Origin of the sequence: Aeromonas jandaei (assembly GCF_037890695.1) — a bacterium.
GTDB classification, from domain to species: Bacteria; Pseudomonadota; Gammaproteobacteria; order Enterobacterales; family Aeromonadaceae; genus Aeromonas; species Aeromonas jandaei.
This window is the reverse complement of the sequence record NZ_CP149571.1, coordinates 3,020,516-3,037,073: the sequence shown is the minus strand read 5'-3', so window position 1 is coordinate 3,037,073 and position 16,558 is coordinate 3,020,516. Positions and strand designations below refer to the sequence as shown.

Annotated in this window: 11 protein-coding genes and 1 pseudogene; 5 read left to right on the top strand and 7 right to left on the bottom strand. The window is 59.7% G+C overall.

Going from position 1 to position 16,558, the window contains the following annotated elements; all coding sequences use genetic code 11:
- The first annotated feature begins 6 nt into the window (after positions 1 to 6).
- The 5 genes from rbsA (at position 7) to WE862_RS14310 (ending at position 5,469) form a co-directional block, all read left to right on the top strand.
- Positions 7 to 1,536: a ribose ABC transporter ATP-binding protein RbsA gene (gene rbsA / locus WE862_RS14330; protein WP_042031020.1), complete on the top strand. Its 1,530-nt coding sequence runs from the start codon at positions 7 to 9 to the stop codon at positions 1,534 to 1,536.
- Positions 1,533 to 2,501: a ribose ABC transporter permease gene (gene rbsC, locus WE862_RS14325; protein WP_041207818.1), complete on the top strand. Its 969-nt coding sequence runs from the start codon at positions 1,533 to 1,535 to the stop codon at positions 2,499 to 2,501. Before rbsA ends, rbsC begins: the two co-directional genes overlap by 4 nt.
- Positions 2,502 to 2,536: 35 nt before the next feature.
- Positions 2,537 to 3,412, top strand: a complete 876-nt coding sequence (gene rbsB, locus WE862_RS14320; RefSeq protein ID WP_041207819.1) for a ribose ABC transporter substrate-binding protein RbsB — start codon at positions 2,537 to 2,539, stop codon at positions 3,410 to 3,412.
- A 108-nt stretch (positions 3,413 to 3,520) separates the two neighbouring features.
- Positions 3,521 to 4,453: a ribokinase gene (gene rbsK / locus WE862_RS14315; RefSeq protein ID WP_042031021.1), complete on the top strand. Its 933-nt coding sequence runs from the start codon at positions 3,521 to 3,523 to the stop codon at positions 4,451 to 4,453.
- Positions 4,453 to 5,469, top strand: coding sequence for a substrate-binding domain-containing protein (locus tag WE862_RS14310; protein WP_042031022.1), 1,017 nt, complete (start codon positions 4,453 to 4,455; stop codon positions 5,467 to 5,469). The genes rbsK and WE862_RS14310 overlap by 1 nt, the downstream gene beginning before the upstream one ends.
- Positions 5,470 to 5,519: 50 nt before the next feature.
- Here the strand turns inward: WE862_RS14310 and cobB are convergent, their stop codons facing one another.
- From cobB to pheS, 7 genes and pseudogenes are all read right to left on the bottom strand, one after another.
- Positions 5,520 to 6,293, bottom strand: a complete 774-nt coding sequence (cobB, locus tag WE862_RS14305; RefSeq protein ID WP_033113634.1) for a Sir2 family NAD+-dependent deacetylase — start codon at positions 6,291 to 6,293, stop codon at positions 5,520 to 5,522.
- Positions 6,294 to 6,353: 60 nt separating this feature from the next.
- Positions 6,354 to 6,998 carry a GNAT family N-acetyltransferase gene (locus WE862_RS14300; protein WP_042031023.1) on the bottom strand — a complete coding sequence of 215 codons (645 nt, stop codon included), beginning with the start codon at positions 6,996 to 6,998 and terminating at the stop codon, positions 6,354 to 6,356.
- A 3-nt stretch (positions 6,999 to 7,001) separates the two neighbouring features.
- Positions 7,002 to 8,246 carry a response regulator gene (locus WE862_RS14295; RefSeq protein ID WP_042031024.1) on the bottom strand — a complete coding sequence of 415 codons (1,245 nt, stop codon included), beginning with the start codon at positions 8,244 to 8,246 and terminating at the stop codon, positions 7,002 to 7,004.
- Entirely contained in the window at positions 8,233 to 12,204 is a 3,972-nt protein-coding gene (locus tag WE862_RS14290) for a response regulator (RefSeq protein WP_082035447.1), read from the bottom strand. Before WE862_RS14290 ends, WE862_RS14295 begins: the two co-directional genes overlap by 14 nt.
- A gap of 15 nt (positions 12,205 to 12,219) precedes the next feature.
- A complete protein-coding gene (gene ihfA, locus WE862_RS14285; RefSeq protein ID WP_005300715.1) occupies positions 12,220 to 12,516 on the bottom strand; it encodes an integration host factor subunit alpha in 297 nt (98 codons plus the stop codon).
- Between the two features lie 3 nt (positions 12,517 to 12,519).
- Positions 12,520 to 14,908: pseudogene (gene pheT / locus WE862_RS14280) on the bottom strand (phenylalanine--tRNA ligase subunit beta).
- A gap of 12 nt (positions 14,909 to 14,920) precedes the next feature.
- Positions 14,921 to 15,904: a phenylalanine--tRNA ligase subunit alpha gene (gene pheS / locus WE862_RS14275; protein WP_011706167.1), complete on the bottom strand. Its 984-nt coding sequence runs from the start codon at positions 15,902 to 15,904 to the stop codon at positions 14,921 to 14,923.
- Between the last annotated feature and the right edge of the window lie 654 nt (positions 15,905 to 16,558).

The following is a 16,558-nucleotide window of genomic DNA, read 5'->3' as shown; positions in this document are numbered from 1 at the left end:
CTGCAAATGAGCACAACCTCTCCCCTCTCCCCCATTCTGGAGCTGACCGGGATCGTCAAAACCTTCCCCGGTGTGCGCGCCCTCGATGAAGCGGGTCTGCGGGTCTACCCGGGCCAGGTGATGGCCCTGCTCGGTGAAAATGGCGCCGGCAAATCCACCCTGATGAAGGTGCTGACCGGCATCTATCAGGCCGATGCGGGCAGCGTCAGCTATCGCGGTCAACCGGTTCACTTCAAGGGGCCGCGCGACTCTCAGGATCAGGGGATCAGCATCATCCATCAGGAGCTGAACCTGCTGCCGGAGCTGTCGATTGCCGCCAACATCTTCCTCGGTCGCGAACCCCGTACCCGTTTTGGCAGCATCGACCACAAACAGCTGCGCGAGCGGGCAAGCGGCCTGCTGGCGCGACTTGGCGTCAAGCATGGGCCGGATACCCGGCTCGGGGATCTCTCCATCGGCGAACAGCAGATGGTGGAAATCGCCAAGGCGCTGTCGTTCGATGCCAGCGTCATCATCATGGACGAACCCACCGATGCGTTGACCGATACCGAGACCGAGCAGCTGTTCAAGGTTATCCGCGAGCTGCGTGAGCAGGGTTGCGGCATCGTCTATATCTCCCACCGCCTCAAGGAGATCTTCGAGATCTGCGATCGGGTCACTGTGCTGCGCGATGGCAAGTGGATCGGCGAGAAGGCGGTGAGCGATCTGGATGAGGACAAGATCATCGAGATGATGGTGGGTCGCCGGCTGGAAGAGCAGTACCCGCGTCTTGAGCGCGAGCTCGGCCCCGTCAGCCTGCAGGTGAAGGATCTGGCCGGTCCCGGCGTGCGCGGGGTGAGCTTCTCCCTGCGTCAGGGGGAAATTCTGGGCTTCAGCGGCCTGATGGGTTCCGGCCGTACCGAGCTGATGAAGCTTATCTACGGCGCCAGCCCCATCAGCGCCGGTGAAGTGGCAGTGGACGGTCATGCTCTGGTGCCCAAAAGCCCGGCCGATGGTCTGGCCGCCGGCATCGCCTATATCTCAGAAGATCGCAAAGGTGATGGCCTGGTGTTGGAGCTGTCGGTGCGCGAAAACATGAGTCTGTGCGCCCTCGACGAGTTCATCAGCAACGGCAAGATTGACGGCAAGGCCGAACGGCAGGCGGTGAGCGACTATGTGCGCCTCTTTAACATCAAGACCCCGAGTCAGAATCAGCTGATAAAGCTGCTCTCCGGCGGCAACCAGCAGAAGGTGGCCATCGCCAAGGGGCTGCTGACCCGGCCCAAGGTGCTGATCCTCGACGAGCCGACCCGCGGCGTCGACGTGGGGGCGAAAAAGGAAATTTATCAGCTGATCAACCAGTTCAAGAAGGAGGGGATGAGCATCATTCTGGTCTCCTCCGAGATGCCGGAAGTGCTCGGCATGAGCGATCGCATCATGGTGATGCACGAAGGGCGCATCAGCGCAGAGTTCAACACCCGCGATGCCAATCAGGAGAAGCTGATGGCGGCGGCAGTCGGTAAACAGTGGCAAGCAGAGCAAGAGGCAGCACAATGACAACCCAAACCCTTCCCCGCCGCGGCATCATGAACAAGGCCTGGTGGATCGAGAACAAATCCCTGGTCGCCCTGCTGGTGCTGATTGGTGTCGTCTCCGCGCTCAATCCCAACTTCTTCAGCGTCGACAACCTGCTCAACATCCTGCGCCAGACCTCGGTCAACGCCATCATGGCGGTCGGCATGACGCTGGTTATCCTCACCGCCGGTATCGATCTGTCGGTCGGCTCGGTGCTGGCCCTGTGCGGTGCGCTGGCGGCGACTATGGTAGCGATGGAGCTGCCGATCTGGCTGGTGGTGCCCCTCACCCTGGGTGCCGGCGCCCTGCTTGGCGGCGTCAGCGGCCTCATCATTGCCAAGGGCAAGGTGCAAGCCTTTATCGCCACCCTGGTCACCATGACCGCCCTGCGCGGCATCACCATGGTCTATACCGAGGGTCGCCCCATCTCCACCGGTTTCAGTGATGGCGCCGACCACTTCGCCTGGCTCGGTACCGGCTATCTGCTCGGTCTGCCGGTGCCCATCTGGCTGATGGCCATCGTCTTCCTGCTCGCCTGGTTCATGCTCAACCATACCCGTCTCGGTCGCTACATCTACGCCCTGGGCGGTAACGAGTCTGCCACCCGTCTCTCCGGTATCAATGTGGATCGGGTGAAGCTGGCGGTGTATGGTCTGTGCGGCGCGCTCTCGGCACTGGCAGGGCTTATCGTCACCTCCCGTCTCTCCTCTGCCCAGCCGACCGCCGGCATGGGTTACGAGCTGGACGCCATCGCCGCCGTAGTACTGGGTGGTACCAGCCTGATGGGCGGCAAGGGCCGCATCATGGGCACCCTGATTGGTGCGCTGATCATCGGCTTCCTGAACAACGCCCTCAACCTGCTCGATGTCAGCTCCTATTACCAGATGATCGCCAAGGCCAGCGTGATCTTGCTTGCCGTGATGGTCGACAACAAAAGTACCCGATAACAACGTAAAACACGCCACACACAAGGAATGAAATGATGAAAAAGCTCAATACCCTGCTCGCTGCCGCCATCATGTCCGTGCTGGGCACCGCCCAGGCTGCTGACCATACCCTGGCGATGGTGGTCTCCACCCTCAACAACCCCTTCTTCGTCACTATGAAGGAGGGTGCCGAAGCCAAGGCCAAGGAGCTTGGCTACGAGCTGGTGGTGCTGGACTCCCAGAATGACCCGGCCAAAGAGCTCTCCAACATGGAAGATCTCACCGTGCGCAAGGTCAACGCCATCCTGATCAACCCGACCGACTCCGAAGCGGTGGGCAACGCCATCCGTCTGGCCAACCGCGCCAACATCCCGGTACTGACTCTGGACCGCGGCGCCGCGCAGGGTGAGGTCAAGGCTCACATCGCCTCTGACAACGTGGCGGGCGGCAAGCTGGCCGGTGACTTCATCACCGAAAAACTGGGTACCGGTGCCAAGGTCATTCAGCTGGAAGGGATTGCCGGTACCTCCGCCGCCCGCGACCGTGGCGAAGGTTTTGCCCTGGCCGTGGCGGCCAACAAGCTGCAGGTGCTGGCTTCCCAGCCGGCCGACTTTGACCGCACCAAGGGTCTGAACGTCATGGAAAACCTGCTGGCGGCCCATCCGACCGTTCAAGCAGTGTTCGCCCAGAACGACGAGATGGCATTGGGTGCCATCCGCGCGGTGCAGGCTGCCGGTAAAGAGGTGATGATCGTCGGTTTCGACGGCACTGATGATGGCAAAGCCGCCGTTGCCAAGGGTAAACTGGCCGCCACCGTGGCCCAGCAGCCCGCGCTGATCGGTGCCATCGGCGTCGAGACTGCCGACAAGGTGCTCAAGGGGCAGCCGGTCGAGAAATCCATTCCGGTACCGCTGCAAGTAGTCAGCAAGTAAGTGCTCGAGGGGAGGTTCGCCTCCCCTTTTCCCTCTCGTTCAGGTGTCTCCCGGCTTGAGCTCACTCAATCACTGTGTTCAAGCCAAGATGCATCAGGAGTAGTCAACATGAATCGTCTCGTCGTTCTGGGCAGTGTCAATGCAGACCACGTGCTGCGCGTTCCCCACTTTCCTCGCCCGGGTGAAACCCTGACCGGTCACAGCTATCAGGTGGTGCCCGGTGGCAAGGGGGCTAATCAGGCGGTTGCTGCCGCCCGCCTCGGCGCCACCGTCTCCTTTATCGCCCGCATCGGTGATGACGCCATCGGCCACCAGATGAAGAGCGGTTTTGCCAAAGACGGTATTGACGTGAGCGCCGTCGAGCTCGATCCCAAGCTCCCGACCGGTATCGCCATCATCTATGTGAGCGATGAGGGGGAAAACAGTATCGGTATCTCCGCCGAAGCGAACGGGGCCATCACCCCTGCCGTGGTGAAAAACCACGAAGCGATGATCGCCGACGCCCACACCCTGCTGTTGCAGCTGGAAGTGCCGCTCGAGAGCGTCCATGAAGCTGCACGGCTGGCTCGCGCCCACGGCACCCGGGTAGTGCTCAACCCCGCCCCCGCTCGCCCGCTCTCTAGCGAGCTGTTGGCGCTGGTCGACCTTATCACCCCCAACCAGACCGAGGCCGAGCTGCTGACCGGCGTAAAAGTCACCGACGAAACGAGCGCCCGCGAGGCGGCCGCCCGCTTCCACCAGATGGGCATTGCGGACGTGATGATCACCCTGGGCGCACAAGGGGTCTATTGCAGCAACGCACAGCAGCAACAACTCATCCCGGGCTTTCGGGTCAAGGCGGTGGATACCACAGCCGCGGGCGATACCTTCAACGGCGCCCTGTTGGCGGCGGAACTGGCCGGTGCCGATTTCCACAGCGCGGTGCGCTTTGCCCACGGGGCGGCGGCGCTCTCCGTCACCCGATTCGGTGCCCAGAGCTCCATCCCGAGCAAGCAGGAGGTCGACGCCTTCCTGCTTGAGCAGACTGCGCAGGGGCACTGATGGCCAATATCAAGGAGGTGGCGGCGCTGGCCCAGGTCTCCACCACCACCGTTTCCCATGTCATCAACGAGACCCGCTTCGTCGCCGAGGAGACCCGCGAACGGGTCTTTGCGGCCATGCGCGAGCTCAACTATGCCCCGAGTCTGGTGGCTCGCAGCCTCAAGGTGAAGGAGACCAACAGTATCGGCATGCTGGTCACCACCTCCAGCAACCCCTTCTTTGCCGAGGTGGTGCGCGGGGTGGAGCGCTACTGCTTCGAGCAGGGCTACAACCTGATGCTGGGCAACACCGAGGGGCAAGCCGAAACCGCCCTCTCCTACCTCAAGATGATGCTGCGCAAGCGGGTCGATGGCCTGCTGATCATGTGCAGCGAAGGACAGCAAGAGGTGTTCAACCAGCTCGACTGGCTCAAGAGCCTGCCGGTGGTGGTGATGGATTGGGGGCTGGTCAGTGAGGATGTGGATCTCATCGCCGACAACTCCTTCCACGGCGGTTATCTCGCGACCCGCCACCTGATTGAGCTGGGCCACACCTCCATCGGTTGCATCACAGGCCCACACAGCCGCGCCCCCGCCAACCAGCGGCAGGCAGGCTTCGAGCAGGCGCTGCAGGAGGCAGGTCTCACGATCAATCAAGAGTGGATTCAGGAGGGAGACTTTGACTGCGCCAGCGGCCATCAGGCGATGACCCGTCTGTTGGCATTGCCCGAGCGGCCCACCGCGCTGTTCGTGTGCAACGACATGATGGCAATGGGGGCCATCAGTGCCGCTCATCAGGCGGGTCTGGTCATCCCGCGGGATATCTCCATCGTCGGCTATGACAATGTGGCGCTGGCTGAATTTATGTCGCCGCCGCTCACCACCGTCAACCAGCCCAAAGAGGAGCTGGGACGCCTCGCCGTCACCCGCCTGCTGGCTCGCATCAACGGCGAAGCGGTGGCTGACCACCTGATCACAGTTGACCCGGATTTAGTGATCAGGCAATCCTGCGCCCCCCGGCCGTCGGCGCAAAAGTAGATAGCAATAAAAAAGGCGACTCACAGTCGCCTTTCTCTTTGCCGCCGCCTCTAGCGATCGCGCATCTCCATCCAGTTATGCCCCTCGATCTGTCTTGGCTGATGGATGCCACACACTTCAAGCAACTCATCCACGTAGGCCGGCACCAGCAGAGAGGCAGGCCCGTAGCGTTTTTCATCAAACTGGCTGCCCACCTCGCTAGGCTCGAGATTGAGCTCTATGGTGTGAGCACCATTCAACCCCGCCTCGTGCACAAAACCGGCAGCCGGATAGACAGCGCCCGAAGTGCCGATGGAGATAAAGAGATCACACTGGGCCAGCGCACTGTAGATGCGATCAAGCCCGATCGGCATCTCGCCAAACCAGACCACGTGGGGGCGCAGCGGCTGGGGGAACTGGCAGCAGGAGCAGAACTCCTCTTGATGAAGATCGCCACGCCACTCGATCACCTGACCGGACTCGGGACAGCGGGCCTTGAGCAGTTCGCCATGCATGTGGATAAGGTTCTTGCTCCCTGCACTCTCGTGCAGGTTGTCGATATTCTGGGTCACCAGGGTCACGGTGCCGGGAAAAAGACGCTCGAGGCGAGCCAGCGCATAGTGGGCGGGATTGGGGTGTACCTGAGGTTGCTGGAGCTGTTTGCGGCGGGAGTTGTAAAAGCGCTGCACCAGTTCCGGATCTCTGGCATACCCTTCCGGCGTTGCCACATCCTCGACGCGGTGCTCCTCCCACAAACCATCGCAGGCGCGGAAGGTCTTGATCCCCGACTCGGCAGAGATCCCCGCTCCGGTGAGGATCACGATATTTTTGATTGTCTGCCCCATAACATGCTCCGTCTCTCCCTGCGCATTAGGTGTGACCTTAGCACAGGGTAAAAAGTGGCTCTATTCGCCCTTGGTCTTAGTAATGGCGTGGACAACCTCTGCTGGCAGCCACTCGTCCAGCACGCTCAAATCGAGGCGCGCAAAGACCATCTCGCGACCGGTCACCAGAGTCAGCGGCAGCCCCAACCGCTTTAGCATCAGCAACATGGGGCGATTCTGGGCCAGCACTTCGGCCGTCCACTCGGCAATGCCCCCGGCTCTGGCCAGCAGCGCCAATGCCAGCAAGATCCGCCGCCCCGCCCCGCGATGCTGAAAGTGATCCGCCACGATGCAGGAAAACTCAGCCCGATCAGGATGAAGGCGGCGACGAATGGATTGGGCCTGTGCCAGCGGACGTCCCGCCATATCCGTCAGCAACAGGGCAATCTGCTGCTCCGGGTTGTAGTCGAGAAAGTGTGATACCAGCTCTGGCGAGGGGGTTCTCTTGGCCCGCATGAAACGCAGATAGATGCTCTGGGCGCTGAGATCCTCATAGGCGGCCAGCATCTGCGCCGGCTCTATCCCGAGCTGCTCGCGCAGCAGACAGGCTTCCCCGGAGAGGTTCATCTCAATCGGCAGGGCCGAGCGGGCCACCGGATAAGGCCACCCCTCCAGCCCTTTGGCCAGACGCTCCCGCTGCATGGGCCAGCAGAGATAGCGGGGCATAGGTTACCAGCGCCCCGCGATACCGCGCTCTTGCCACATCTCGACATCAAGCAGGTTGTAGGGGTCATCCAGATAGATGTCGACTCCGAGTTCCCGCACCCGCGCCATAAAGCGGCCAAGCAGCGAATCGGCGCTCAACGACTCGATATCGGAGAGCATCCCCTGCCCCAGCAGCAAGGATTGCAGCGGCAGCCGCTCCAGCAGATCGAACGGCAGATGCTGGTTGTTGTCGAGCAGGAGCGCCAGCTTGCTCCCCGCCAGACTGGCCTGCAACACCAGCGCAAAACGATCAGGATTGCTGAGCAGGTGATCACGGCGATGGATAAGCAGCGTCAGCTCGGACGGGGTTCGCGACTGCTCCGCCAGCCACTCCTTGAGCCGCTCCCAACGAGGGGGCAAGCCGCTTACGGCCAGCCAGACCGGTGCTGAAGTGGTGGGGCTTGAGAGCAGGCCCAGTTGTCCCAGTACCTGACCCTGCCAGGTCGTGATGGTGCGGCGCTGACCGCTCAGTCGGCGCTGGCGCAGCGGGCCAAGATAGAGACCGCGCAGCAACCTGAGCAGTTCGTCGCAATCGAGCGGTTTGGCCAGCGCCGCCAGAATATTGAAGCCGGCATCGTGCAGCAGGCGGCGAGCACCGTCGATCAGGGTCTGCTCATGGGCGGAGAGCAAAATGATCGGCAACCCGTCTGACTGCAACTGTGGCTGGCCCATCAGCAGGCTGATGGCATCCTGATCCACCAGACTGAGATCGCAGATGAGCAGACGAGTGCTTCCCTCACCCAGCGCAGCAAGGCAGGCTTGCTCATCCTGCACCCAGTGACAGGTCAGCCCCAGTCCGGCGATGGTTTGCTGCAACTGCATCCCCTGAAACGGGTGATCTTCCAGCAGCAGGATCCGGCTGGCAGCAAGCCAGTTGCTCCACGCCTGGTAGCTGGACAGCAGGCCCCCTTGCCAATCCTCTTCGATGGCGTAGATACCGTTATGCAGCTGGAGCTGGGGAAAGTAATCCGCCGTACGATGCGAGTCGGGATCATAGAGTGCGATGGCGCCTGCCGAGAAGAGCCCCTCCCACTGCCAGCAGGCATCAGGCTGGGTACGGTGCAGCGCCACGTAATTTGGCAGCGTCGCCTGCTTGGCCATCTCGTATGAGGCGCAATCGAGAGCATAGAGCGCAATAGGACGAAAACCGGCCAACCCGGGATCTTCCGAGTTAAGCAGCGCCAGCAGTTCTTCATCAGTGATGATCATCTTCAGCCCTCTTGGTCAAATGCTGGCTGACCCCATCCAGCGCCCGGGTTAACCTGACAGCCAATTCGCTGTGCTTCGATTGCTGCCACTCGTCAATGACAGTGACGATGGCGGTTGCTCCTACCATTCTGGCGGCCCCTTTCAATTTGTGTAAAGCGGCATTCACCCCTTGCTCATCCTTATTTGCCTGACACTGCTCCAGAGCCGCCAGATCGGCTCTGGTTGTATCCATATAGAGCTGTGCCAGCTCTTTTGAGAGCAGCGATGAAGCAGCTGCAGGCTCGGCAATCATCCCCTCTTTCTTGCCAAGCTGGTGCAGCATGGCGGCCAGCTCCCTTAACGCGACAGGCTTGTCGAGATGCCCGTTGCAACCGCACGATTGCAGTTCGATAGCCGCCTGTTCACTGAGATCTGCAGTAATCACATAGGCAGGCAGATTGCGCCAACGAGGCGAGCCACGCAGCTTGCGGCAGAGATCGGCGCCATTCATAACCGGCATCTGCAGATCGGTCAACACCAGATCCACCTCGTGATCGGCCAGCACATCGAGTGCCAGCTGGCCATTGGCAGCGGTCAACACCTCGGCCCCCAGCTGTCCCAGCTGCAGCTTGATCAGCTCCCGATTGACATCGTGATCTTCTACCAGCAGCACCCGCATACCAAGACCGGGGCGGGTTGCCGAAGAGGGCTCTGCGACATTCAGCCTGGGTTGCAACAGATTGATGACGGTACCGGGCACCCAGGGCTCCCCCTGCCACTCCCAGTAATAGAATCCCTTCTCGTCGACCTGAGCCTGCAACCTGTGGTTTGCCGTGCCAGATACCTCAACCCCGAATCTTGCCAACCAGGGGGCGAATTGCTTCACCTCATCGGGAGGCAGTGAGAGCGCCAGCTCTCGCACCTTGGGCTGCCAATGGTGCGCCTGTTTGAGCAGTTTGAGCGGCAACTCGCAGAAGAAGCGGCTGCCGCATCCCGCTCTGGGTTCGACATCGATGAGCCCCCCCATCTGCTCGATAAGCTGCTTGCAGATGGCAAGCCCGAGGCCGGTCCCCGGCGCCCTCAGCTGCCCCGCCACCGCGAACTGTTCAAACGGCATGAAGAGGGTTGGTCGCATCTCGTCGGTAATACCCGGCCCCTGATCATCCACGCCAAAACGCAGGGTCGAGCCCACGCTCTCGGCCCAGAGCACCACCTCGCCACGATGGCTGAACTTGATCGCATTGGAGAGCAGGTTGTGCAGTACCTGCTGGATGCGATGGGGATCGAGGGTCTGCAAGGCGGGCATCGCCGGATCAAGCTGCAAACGCAATTGCAGCTGCTTGGCTCTGGCTTTGGTCCAGTGCACCGCCGCCACGTGTTCGCACAGCTCGGTGAAATCGGTCGGCTGGGGCGAGAGCGACAATTTGCTGTTCTCATTGCGGCTGAAATCGAGCACATCGTTGAGCAGGCCGAGCAACTCGTCCCCGGCCTGACGGATCCGGGCCAACGCAGAGCCCTGCTCCTGGGAGAGCGGGGTGCTGGCGAGCCACTCCAGCAGACCGAGAATGGCGTTCATCGGAGTGCGGATCTCGTGGCTGATGGCCGCCAGAAAACGTCCCTTGGCCTGCACAGCCTGCTGTGCCTCTTCATGAGAGAGTTGCAAAGCCTGCTCCTGTTCAACCCGCGCCGTCACATCCTGCATGACCGCATAGATGCGCCACCCCTGTGGCTGGCTGCGACCACGCCCAGAGAGCTGCAACCAGCGCAGACCCTGCTCGGGATGGTGATAGCGCAGGGTACAGACGAAGGGCTTGCCCTCATGCAGCATGGCGAACATGGTACTGCGCGCCAGTTGCAAATCTTCGCGCTCCAGCAGGTCAAGCACCCGAGCCGGTTCACGGCGGATCTGCTGGCTGGCCAGCCCCAACAACTCGTAGCAGCCACGGCTGATAAACTCGATGGTGCCCACGTTCTCTTGAAGCAGGAGGAATTGCAGCACCACCCCGGGCACGGTATTGGTCAAAGCACGCAGCCGTCGCTCAGCCTGACGCAGGATGCGGGCCTGCTGGCGCAGGGCGCTGATATCGGACAAGGCGATAAGATCGGTCGCTGGCGCCTGCTTCTCCAGTCGCAGCGGATGCTGCACATAGGCAAACACCTGCTCGCCAAGACTCAGCTCCCCTTCACTCTTTTGTGATTGCACCTCGGGCAGCAGCAGTTCCGTGCCGTAACGCAGTGAAAGCCGGTGCCCCTGCTTGTTGGATTTGATCACCCTTCCCTGCTCGTTGCGCAGATAGACGGGAACAGGAAGGGCCTGAAACATGGTTTCGCGCAGCTCACTTTCGATTGCCAGCGCTTTTTCAGCCGCCTGCCGCTGGGCGACCTCGCGAGCCAGCTGCTGGCGCGAACGCCAGATCACCCCGATCACGATGCCACTGATCAGCAGGGCCAGCGCGATGGAGCCAAACCAGGCGCTATAACTGACCCCTGATTGCTGCATCACCACCAGACGGCGCCACCGCTGGTTAAGTTCGTCGATCTGGGTATTGGTCAGGGCCATCAGGTTTCTGTCTATCACGCCGGCCAGCTCGGTCTGATCCTTGCGAATGGCAAAGCCGAGTCCGAATCTGTCATCCAGCTCCTTGATCTGAAGCCCTTCCAGCAGATGGGTGCGCTGCGGATATTGCAACTGGTACAGCTCGCTCAGCATGGCGTCAGCCTTGCCTTGCTGCAGCAACGTGATCCCCTGGCTCAGGTCATCGGTGCGGACCCATTCCTGATCACCCAGCTGCGCCAGCAGAGAGGGATCGTAGAGCGATTCCGGCACCAGGATCCGCTGTTTACCCAGCTGGGAGAATTTGTCTGCGCTGATGGCGTGCTTGCTGATCAGAGCAAAACGGTTGATGGAGATCATCCGGCTAAAAGTAAAGTCATCGGCAAGCTCGGGAGACTCCGGCAAACCGGCCATCATGTCGGCCTCACCGTTGCGCAGCTTCTCTATCGCCTCGGCCTTGGTAGCTGCCGGTACCAGCATATATTTGAGGCCACTCTCCTGAGTTACCCAGTTCAGGATATCTGCGCTCCAACCTTTTGCTTCTCCCTGATCGTTGATGCCACTGTAGGGCATCAGCTGCGGGTTCATCACCAGACGCACAACCCGCCTTCTGCCAGAAAGCCAGGCTTGTTCGGCGTCATTGAAATGGAGCCGGTTGATATAGAGCGCCCCCTGATCCATATAGCGGCTCAGGTCGGTATAGAGAGTACCGGCGGGCATATAACGAATGAGGGTATCGACAAACTTGGCCAGCTCGGGATCGTTGCGCATCATCAGGCGATAGCTGACCACCCGCTCATCACCAAGCAGACGGCGCAGACGCAGACCATCGGCAGGATATTCGCGCATCAGGTAGCGCAGCTGGAGATAGTCCCCCAGATAGGCGGAGTTCTTCTCTCCCTCAAGAGCTGAATAGATACTCTCCCCTCTCCTCAGGGTTCTGAGCTCAGCCCCCGGATGCAATTCACGCAAAATTGCGCTGGTATCCGTAGCGGAAGAGACCAGAAACGTTGCCTGACGAAGATCACCCCGATAGAGAATGGCCGCATCCGTCTCCATCATGGGACGGCTTACCAACAGGCCGGTCTCCTCTCTACCCAGGGTGCCGATATGGGGGATAATGTCGCATGCGCCACGCTGCAAGGCGGCGCGGGCAGCCTGCCAGTCGGCCATCTCGGAGAGCTTCAATGGCACAGGCAACATATCGGCAAGACGGAGCAGGCGATCTTTTAGCAAGCCACCATCAGGGGTGACATAAGGCGGGGGAAGTGCAGCGGGGTAGCACACCTTGAGCTCTTTGATGGAGCGAAGATAGGCCTGAGTCGCCGGATCGAGGGGAAGCATCATGGCCTGCAGTGGCATGGCCAGCATGGCTCCCAGCAATAATAGAGATTTTTTTATCATCGATAAGTAAAAGCCAGGCATCTGCCTGGCTTTTTATCACTCGTTGGGTTCAACATTTTCTACCCTGGCCTTGAGTTTCTGGCCAGGCCGGAAGGTCACCACGCGACGGGCACTGATAGGAATATCTTCGCCTGTCTTGGGGTTACGTCCGGGACGCTGATTCTTCTCACGAAGGTCAAAGTTACCGAAGCCTGAGATTTTGACTTGTTCACCACGCTCAAGCGCTTGTCTGATCTCTTCAAAGAAGGCTTCCACCATATCTTTGGCTTCACGCTTGCTCATCCCGAGCTGGGTGAACAGGTGCTCTGCAATGTCGGCTTTGGTAAGCGCCATAGATCAATCCCTCAAGGATGCATTCAACTCTTCACCAAGGGCCCGCACGACATTGTCTACGGTCTCGGCAATCTCTTTCTCCTCCAGGGTGCGCTGGGTATCTTGCAATACAAGACTGATGGCCAGGCTCTTCTTGTCCTCAGCCATACCAGCACCCTGGTATACGTCAAACAAGTTTATTCCAACTACCTGATTTCCGCCAACTTTTTTAATTACTGCCAGAACATCCCCTGCCAGAACCTGACGATCAACCACCACGGCGATGTCACGACGGTTAGCAGGGAACTTGGATACTTCGGCAGCAACCGGTACTTTGGCCGGGGTCAGCTTGTCCAGCTCCAGTTCGAACATGACGGCGCGGCTCTTCAGACCCAACTTCTTCTCGAGGCTCGGGTGGATCACGCCAATGTGACCAATCACCACCCCATTGCGCAGAATGGCGGCGCTCTGACCCGGGTGCAGGGCACTGTGTTCGGCACGCTCGAAGGTAAAGGTGGCCCCTTCGGTGGTCAGATCCAGCACCGCTTCAAGATCCCCTTTTAAATCAAAGAAGTCGGCTGCGCGGGTTTTGATGTCCCAGTGCTCGTCGCTCTGGTTGCCAGTGATGATACCGGCCAGCATCGGCTCCTGACGGATGCCGTTCTCGGCGCTTTCATCCTTGATGAAGCGCAGACCCTGCTCGAACAGGCGCACCCGCGGCTGCTGACGGTTCTGGTTGTAAACGACAGCCTGCACCAGACCCGGGAACAGAGAGACGCGCATGGCGGACATCTCGACCGAAATCGGGTTGGGCAGCACGATGGCATCGCTCTGCGGGAACAGGGTTTGCTGGGTCTTGGGATCAACGAAGCTGTAGGTGATCGCTTCCTGGAAACCGCGATCAACCAACAGGTCACGCACGCGCTTCAAGGTCACCTGCCCTTCTGCCTGCTCTACCATCGCCAGAGATGCGGCGGGTTTCAGATTCGGGATGTTGTTGTAGCCGTAGATGCGGGCCACTTCCTCGATGAGGTCTTCCTCGATGGCGATGTCAAAACGCCAGGAGGGGGCCAGCGCAGTCCAGCCGTCAGCGTCAACGGTTACCTGCATGCCCAGACGGGTCAGGATCTCGACCACCTGAGCATCTGCCACGCTGATACCGATCACCTTGTCGAGCTTGGTGCGACGCAGTTTGATGGGTGCCGCTTTCGGCAGATGAGCATCGGATTTGACCTCGATGACCGGACCCGCTTCACCGCCGCAGATGTCCAGCAGCAGGCGGGTAGCACGATCCATCACCTTGGCCTGCAGCTCGGGATCCACCCCGCGCTCGAAGCGGTGGGAAGAATCGGTGTGCAGACCGTAGGCACGGGCACGGCCGGTGATGGAGAGCGGTGCGAAGAAGGCGCACTCCAGCAGGATGTCGGTAGTGGTCTCGGAGACACCGGTGCGATCGCCACCGAAGATACCGGCCATGCAGGCAGGGACCTTTGGCATCGGCAATCACCAGAGTAGTCTCTTTGAGCTTCACCTCGTTGCCATCGAGCAGGGTCATCGGCTCATCAGCGTGGGCACGGCGCACCACCAGTTCCCCTTCCAACGTTGCCAGATCGAAGGCGTGCATCGGCTGGCCGTATTCCAGCAGCAGGTAGTTGGTGATGTCGACGATGGCATCGATGGAACGAATGCCGCCACGACGCAGCTTCTCCTGCATCCAGAGCGGGCTCTGGGTCTGCAGGTTCAGCCCCTTGATGACTCGGCCCAGATAACGGGGGCAATCGGCAGACGCTTCAACCCGGATCGGGAAGGTAGCGTCGATGGTGGCAACCGCAGGCGCCCAGGTCGGCTCGACCACGTCAACGCTGTTGAGCACGCCGATTTCACGGGCAAGACCTGCGATACCGAGGCAATCGGCACGGTTCGGGGTCAGATCCACATCGATGCTGACATCGTTGAGCGCGAGGTATTCGCGGATATCGGTCCCGATGGGCGCATCCAGCGGCAGCTCGATGATGCCATCGGCTTCGACGTCGATACCCAGTTCACTGAAAGAGCAGAGCATGCCGTGAGACGGCTGGCCACGCAGCTTGGCTTTCTTGATGGTGAAATCACCCGGCAGGGTCGCCCCTACTTTGGCCACACACACTTTCAGGCCCTGACGGCAGTTTGGCGCGCCGCAGACGATGTCCAGCAGCTCGGCTTCGCCCACGTTAACCTTGGTCACCCGCAGTTTGTCGGCATCCGGATGCTGGGCGCACTCGACCACTTCACCCACAACCACATTGTTGAACTGGCCAGCAACCGCTTCCACGGCGTCCACTTCCAGACCGGCCATGGTGATCTGCTCGGCCAGTGCATTGTCACTCAACTCGGTGCGGACCCACTCCATCACCCAGGATTTACTGAATTTCATGTTCTCTCGCCCTTACTTGAACTGCTTGAGGAAGCGCAGGTCGTTTTCGAAGAAGGCACGCAGGTCGTTGACCCCGTAACGCAGCATGGTCAGGCGCTCAACGCCCATGCCGAAGGCAAAGCCGGAGTATTTTTCCGGATCGATACCGACCGAACGCAGTACGTTCGGGTGCACCATGCCGCAACCCAGCACTTCCAGCCACTTGCCATTCTTGCCCATCACGTCTACTTCGGCGCTCGGTTCGGTGAACGGGAAGTAGGAAGGACGGAAGCGAATGGTCAGGTCTTCCTCGAAGTAGTTGCGCAGGAAATCGTGCAGAATGCCCTTCAGCTCGGTAAAGCTGGCATGCTCGTCAACCAGCAGACCTTCAACCTGATGGAACATCGGGGTGTGGGTCATGTCGTAGTCGTTACGATAAACGCGGCCCGGCGCGATGATGCGGATCGGCGGCTGCTGGTGTTCCATGGTGCGGATCTGCACACCAGAGGTGTGGGTACGCAGCATCAGATCAGGATTGAAGTAGAAGGTATCGTGATCGGTACGCGCCGGATGGTGAGCCGGAATATTCAGCGCATCGAAGTTGTGGAAGCCATCTTCAATCTCGGGACCACGGGCAACCTTGAAGCCCATCTCGCCAAACAGGCGCTCGATACGCTCGATGGTGCGGGTCACCGGGTGCAGACCGCCATTCTCAATGCGGCGGCCCGGCAGGCTGACGTCGATGGTCTCGGCAGCCAGCTTCTGATTCAGCACAGCGATTTCGAGGGCTTCACGACGCTCGTTCAGGGCATCCTGAACCTGCTGTTTGGCCTGGTTGATCACGGCGCCCGCAGCGGGACGCTCTTCGGCAGACAAGGCACCCAGGCCCTTCATCTGCTCGGTAAAAAAGCCCTTTTTACCCAGATATTTGACCCGGATTTCGTCGAGGGCGGCGATGTCGCTTACGCCCTCAATTTCGGCTCTGGCTTGGCCGACTACTTCTTCAAGCTGTTGCATGTCTTCCTCGTCACCACTCCCGGTACAGGAGCCTTTAGGCTAAATAAGGTCAAGAGGGGAATAATACAAAAAAAGCCCCTTCGCTGACCATAGTTAAGGCACCCTTTTCTCCCTAGAAATCATTTTGTTATATCAAGTGAGTCTCGAGTTACCCCTACCCTTGTTCAAATAGTGTTATCAATAACAAGCTTGTTGGCATACATTGACCCTATGAAGTTGTGTTGTATAGGCCCATCCGACCTTATGAGCATGAGCGTGGAAGCCAACGGATCGCCGTCAAACACAAAGAAATACAAAGGTTCCACATATCAGGTTGAGTTCCTCCTACCCTCCACGTTAACGACATATGGTATGCGGTCTTGTATCACGACGCTGGCGCGAGGCACTGCTGATGTCTCCATAGGACGAACCAGGGTGATAGATACTATACAACCCGACAGTTAACACAATAATCGCTTATAAAGCGCATCAATCCCCCCTCCCCTGTTTGGCTACGGCAATACAATCACGGGAAAGACCTGCTATAAACCACAAAATATCAACGTTGATTATCTGTCGGAGACGCTATGAGATCTACCTCCAATAAAAAGAGATGATGCCGATAACTCAACATCATCTCTTGTATTACTTTATTTAAAATAACAAAGTGAATTA

Coding starts and splice junctions, on each gene's coding strand:
- rbsA (WP_042031020.1), top strand. CDS start 7: ATGAGCACAACCTCTCCCCTCTCCCCCATTCTGGAGCTGACCGGGATC.
- rbsC (WP_041207818.1), top strand. CDS start 1,533: ATGACAACCCAAACCCTTCCCCGCCGCGGCATCATGAACAAGGCCTGG.
- rbsB (WP_041207819.1), top strand. CDS start 2,537: ATGAAAAAGCTCAATACCCTGCTCGCTGCCGCCATCATGTCCGTGCTG.
- rbsK (WP_042031021.1), top strand. CDS start 3,521: ATGAATCGTCTCGTCGTTCTGGGCAGTGTCAATGCAGACCACGTGCTG.
- WE862_RS14310 (WP_042031022.1), top strand. CDS start 4,453: ATGGCCAATATCAAGGAGGTGGCGGCGCTGGCCCAGGTCTCCACCACC.
- cobB (WP_033113634.1), bottom strand. CDS start 6,293: ATGGGGCAGACAATCAAAAATATCGTGATCCTCACCGGAGCGGGGATC.
- WE862_RS14300 (WP_042031023.1), bottom strand. CDS start 6,998: ATGCCCCGCTATCTCTGCTGGCCCATGCAGCGGGAGCGTCTGGCCAAA.
- WE862_RS14295 (WP_042031024.1), bottom strand. CDS start 8,246: ATGATCATCACTGATGAAGAACTGCTGGCGCTGCTTAACTCGGAAGAT.
- WE862_RS14290 (WP_082035447.1), bottom strand. CDS start 12,204: ATGCCTGGCTTTTACTTATCGATGATAAAAAAATCTCTATTATTGCTG.
- ihfA (WP_005300715.1), bottom strand. CDS start 12,516: ATGGCGCTTACCAAAGCCGACATTGCAGAGCACCTGTTCACCCAGCTC.
- pheS (WP_011706167.1), bottom strand. CDS start 15,904: ATGCAACAGCTTGAAGAAGTAGTCGGCCAAGCCAGAGCCGAAATTGAG.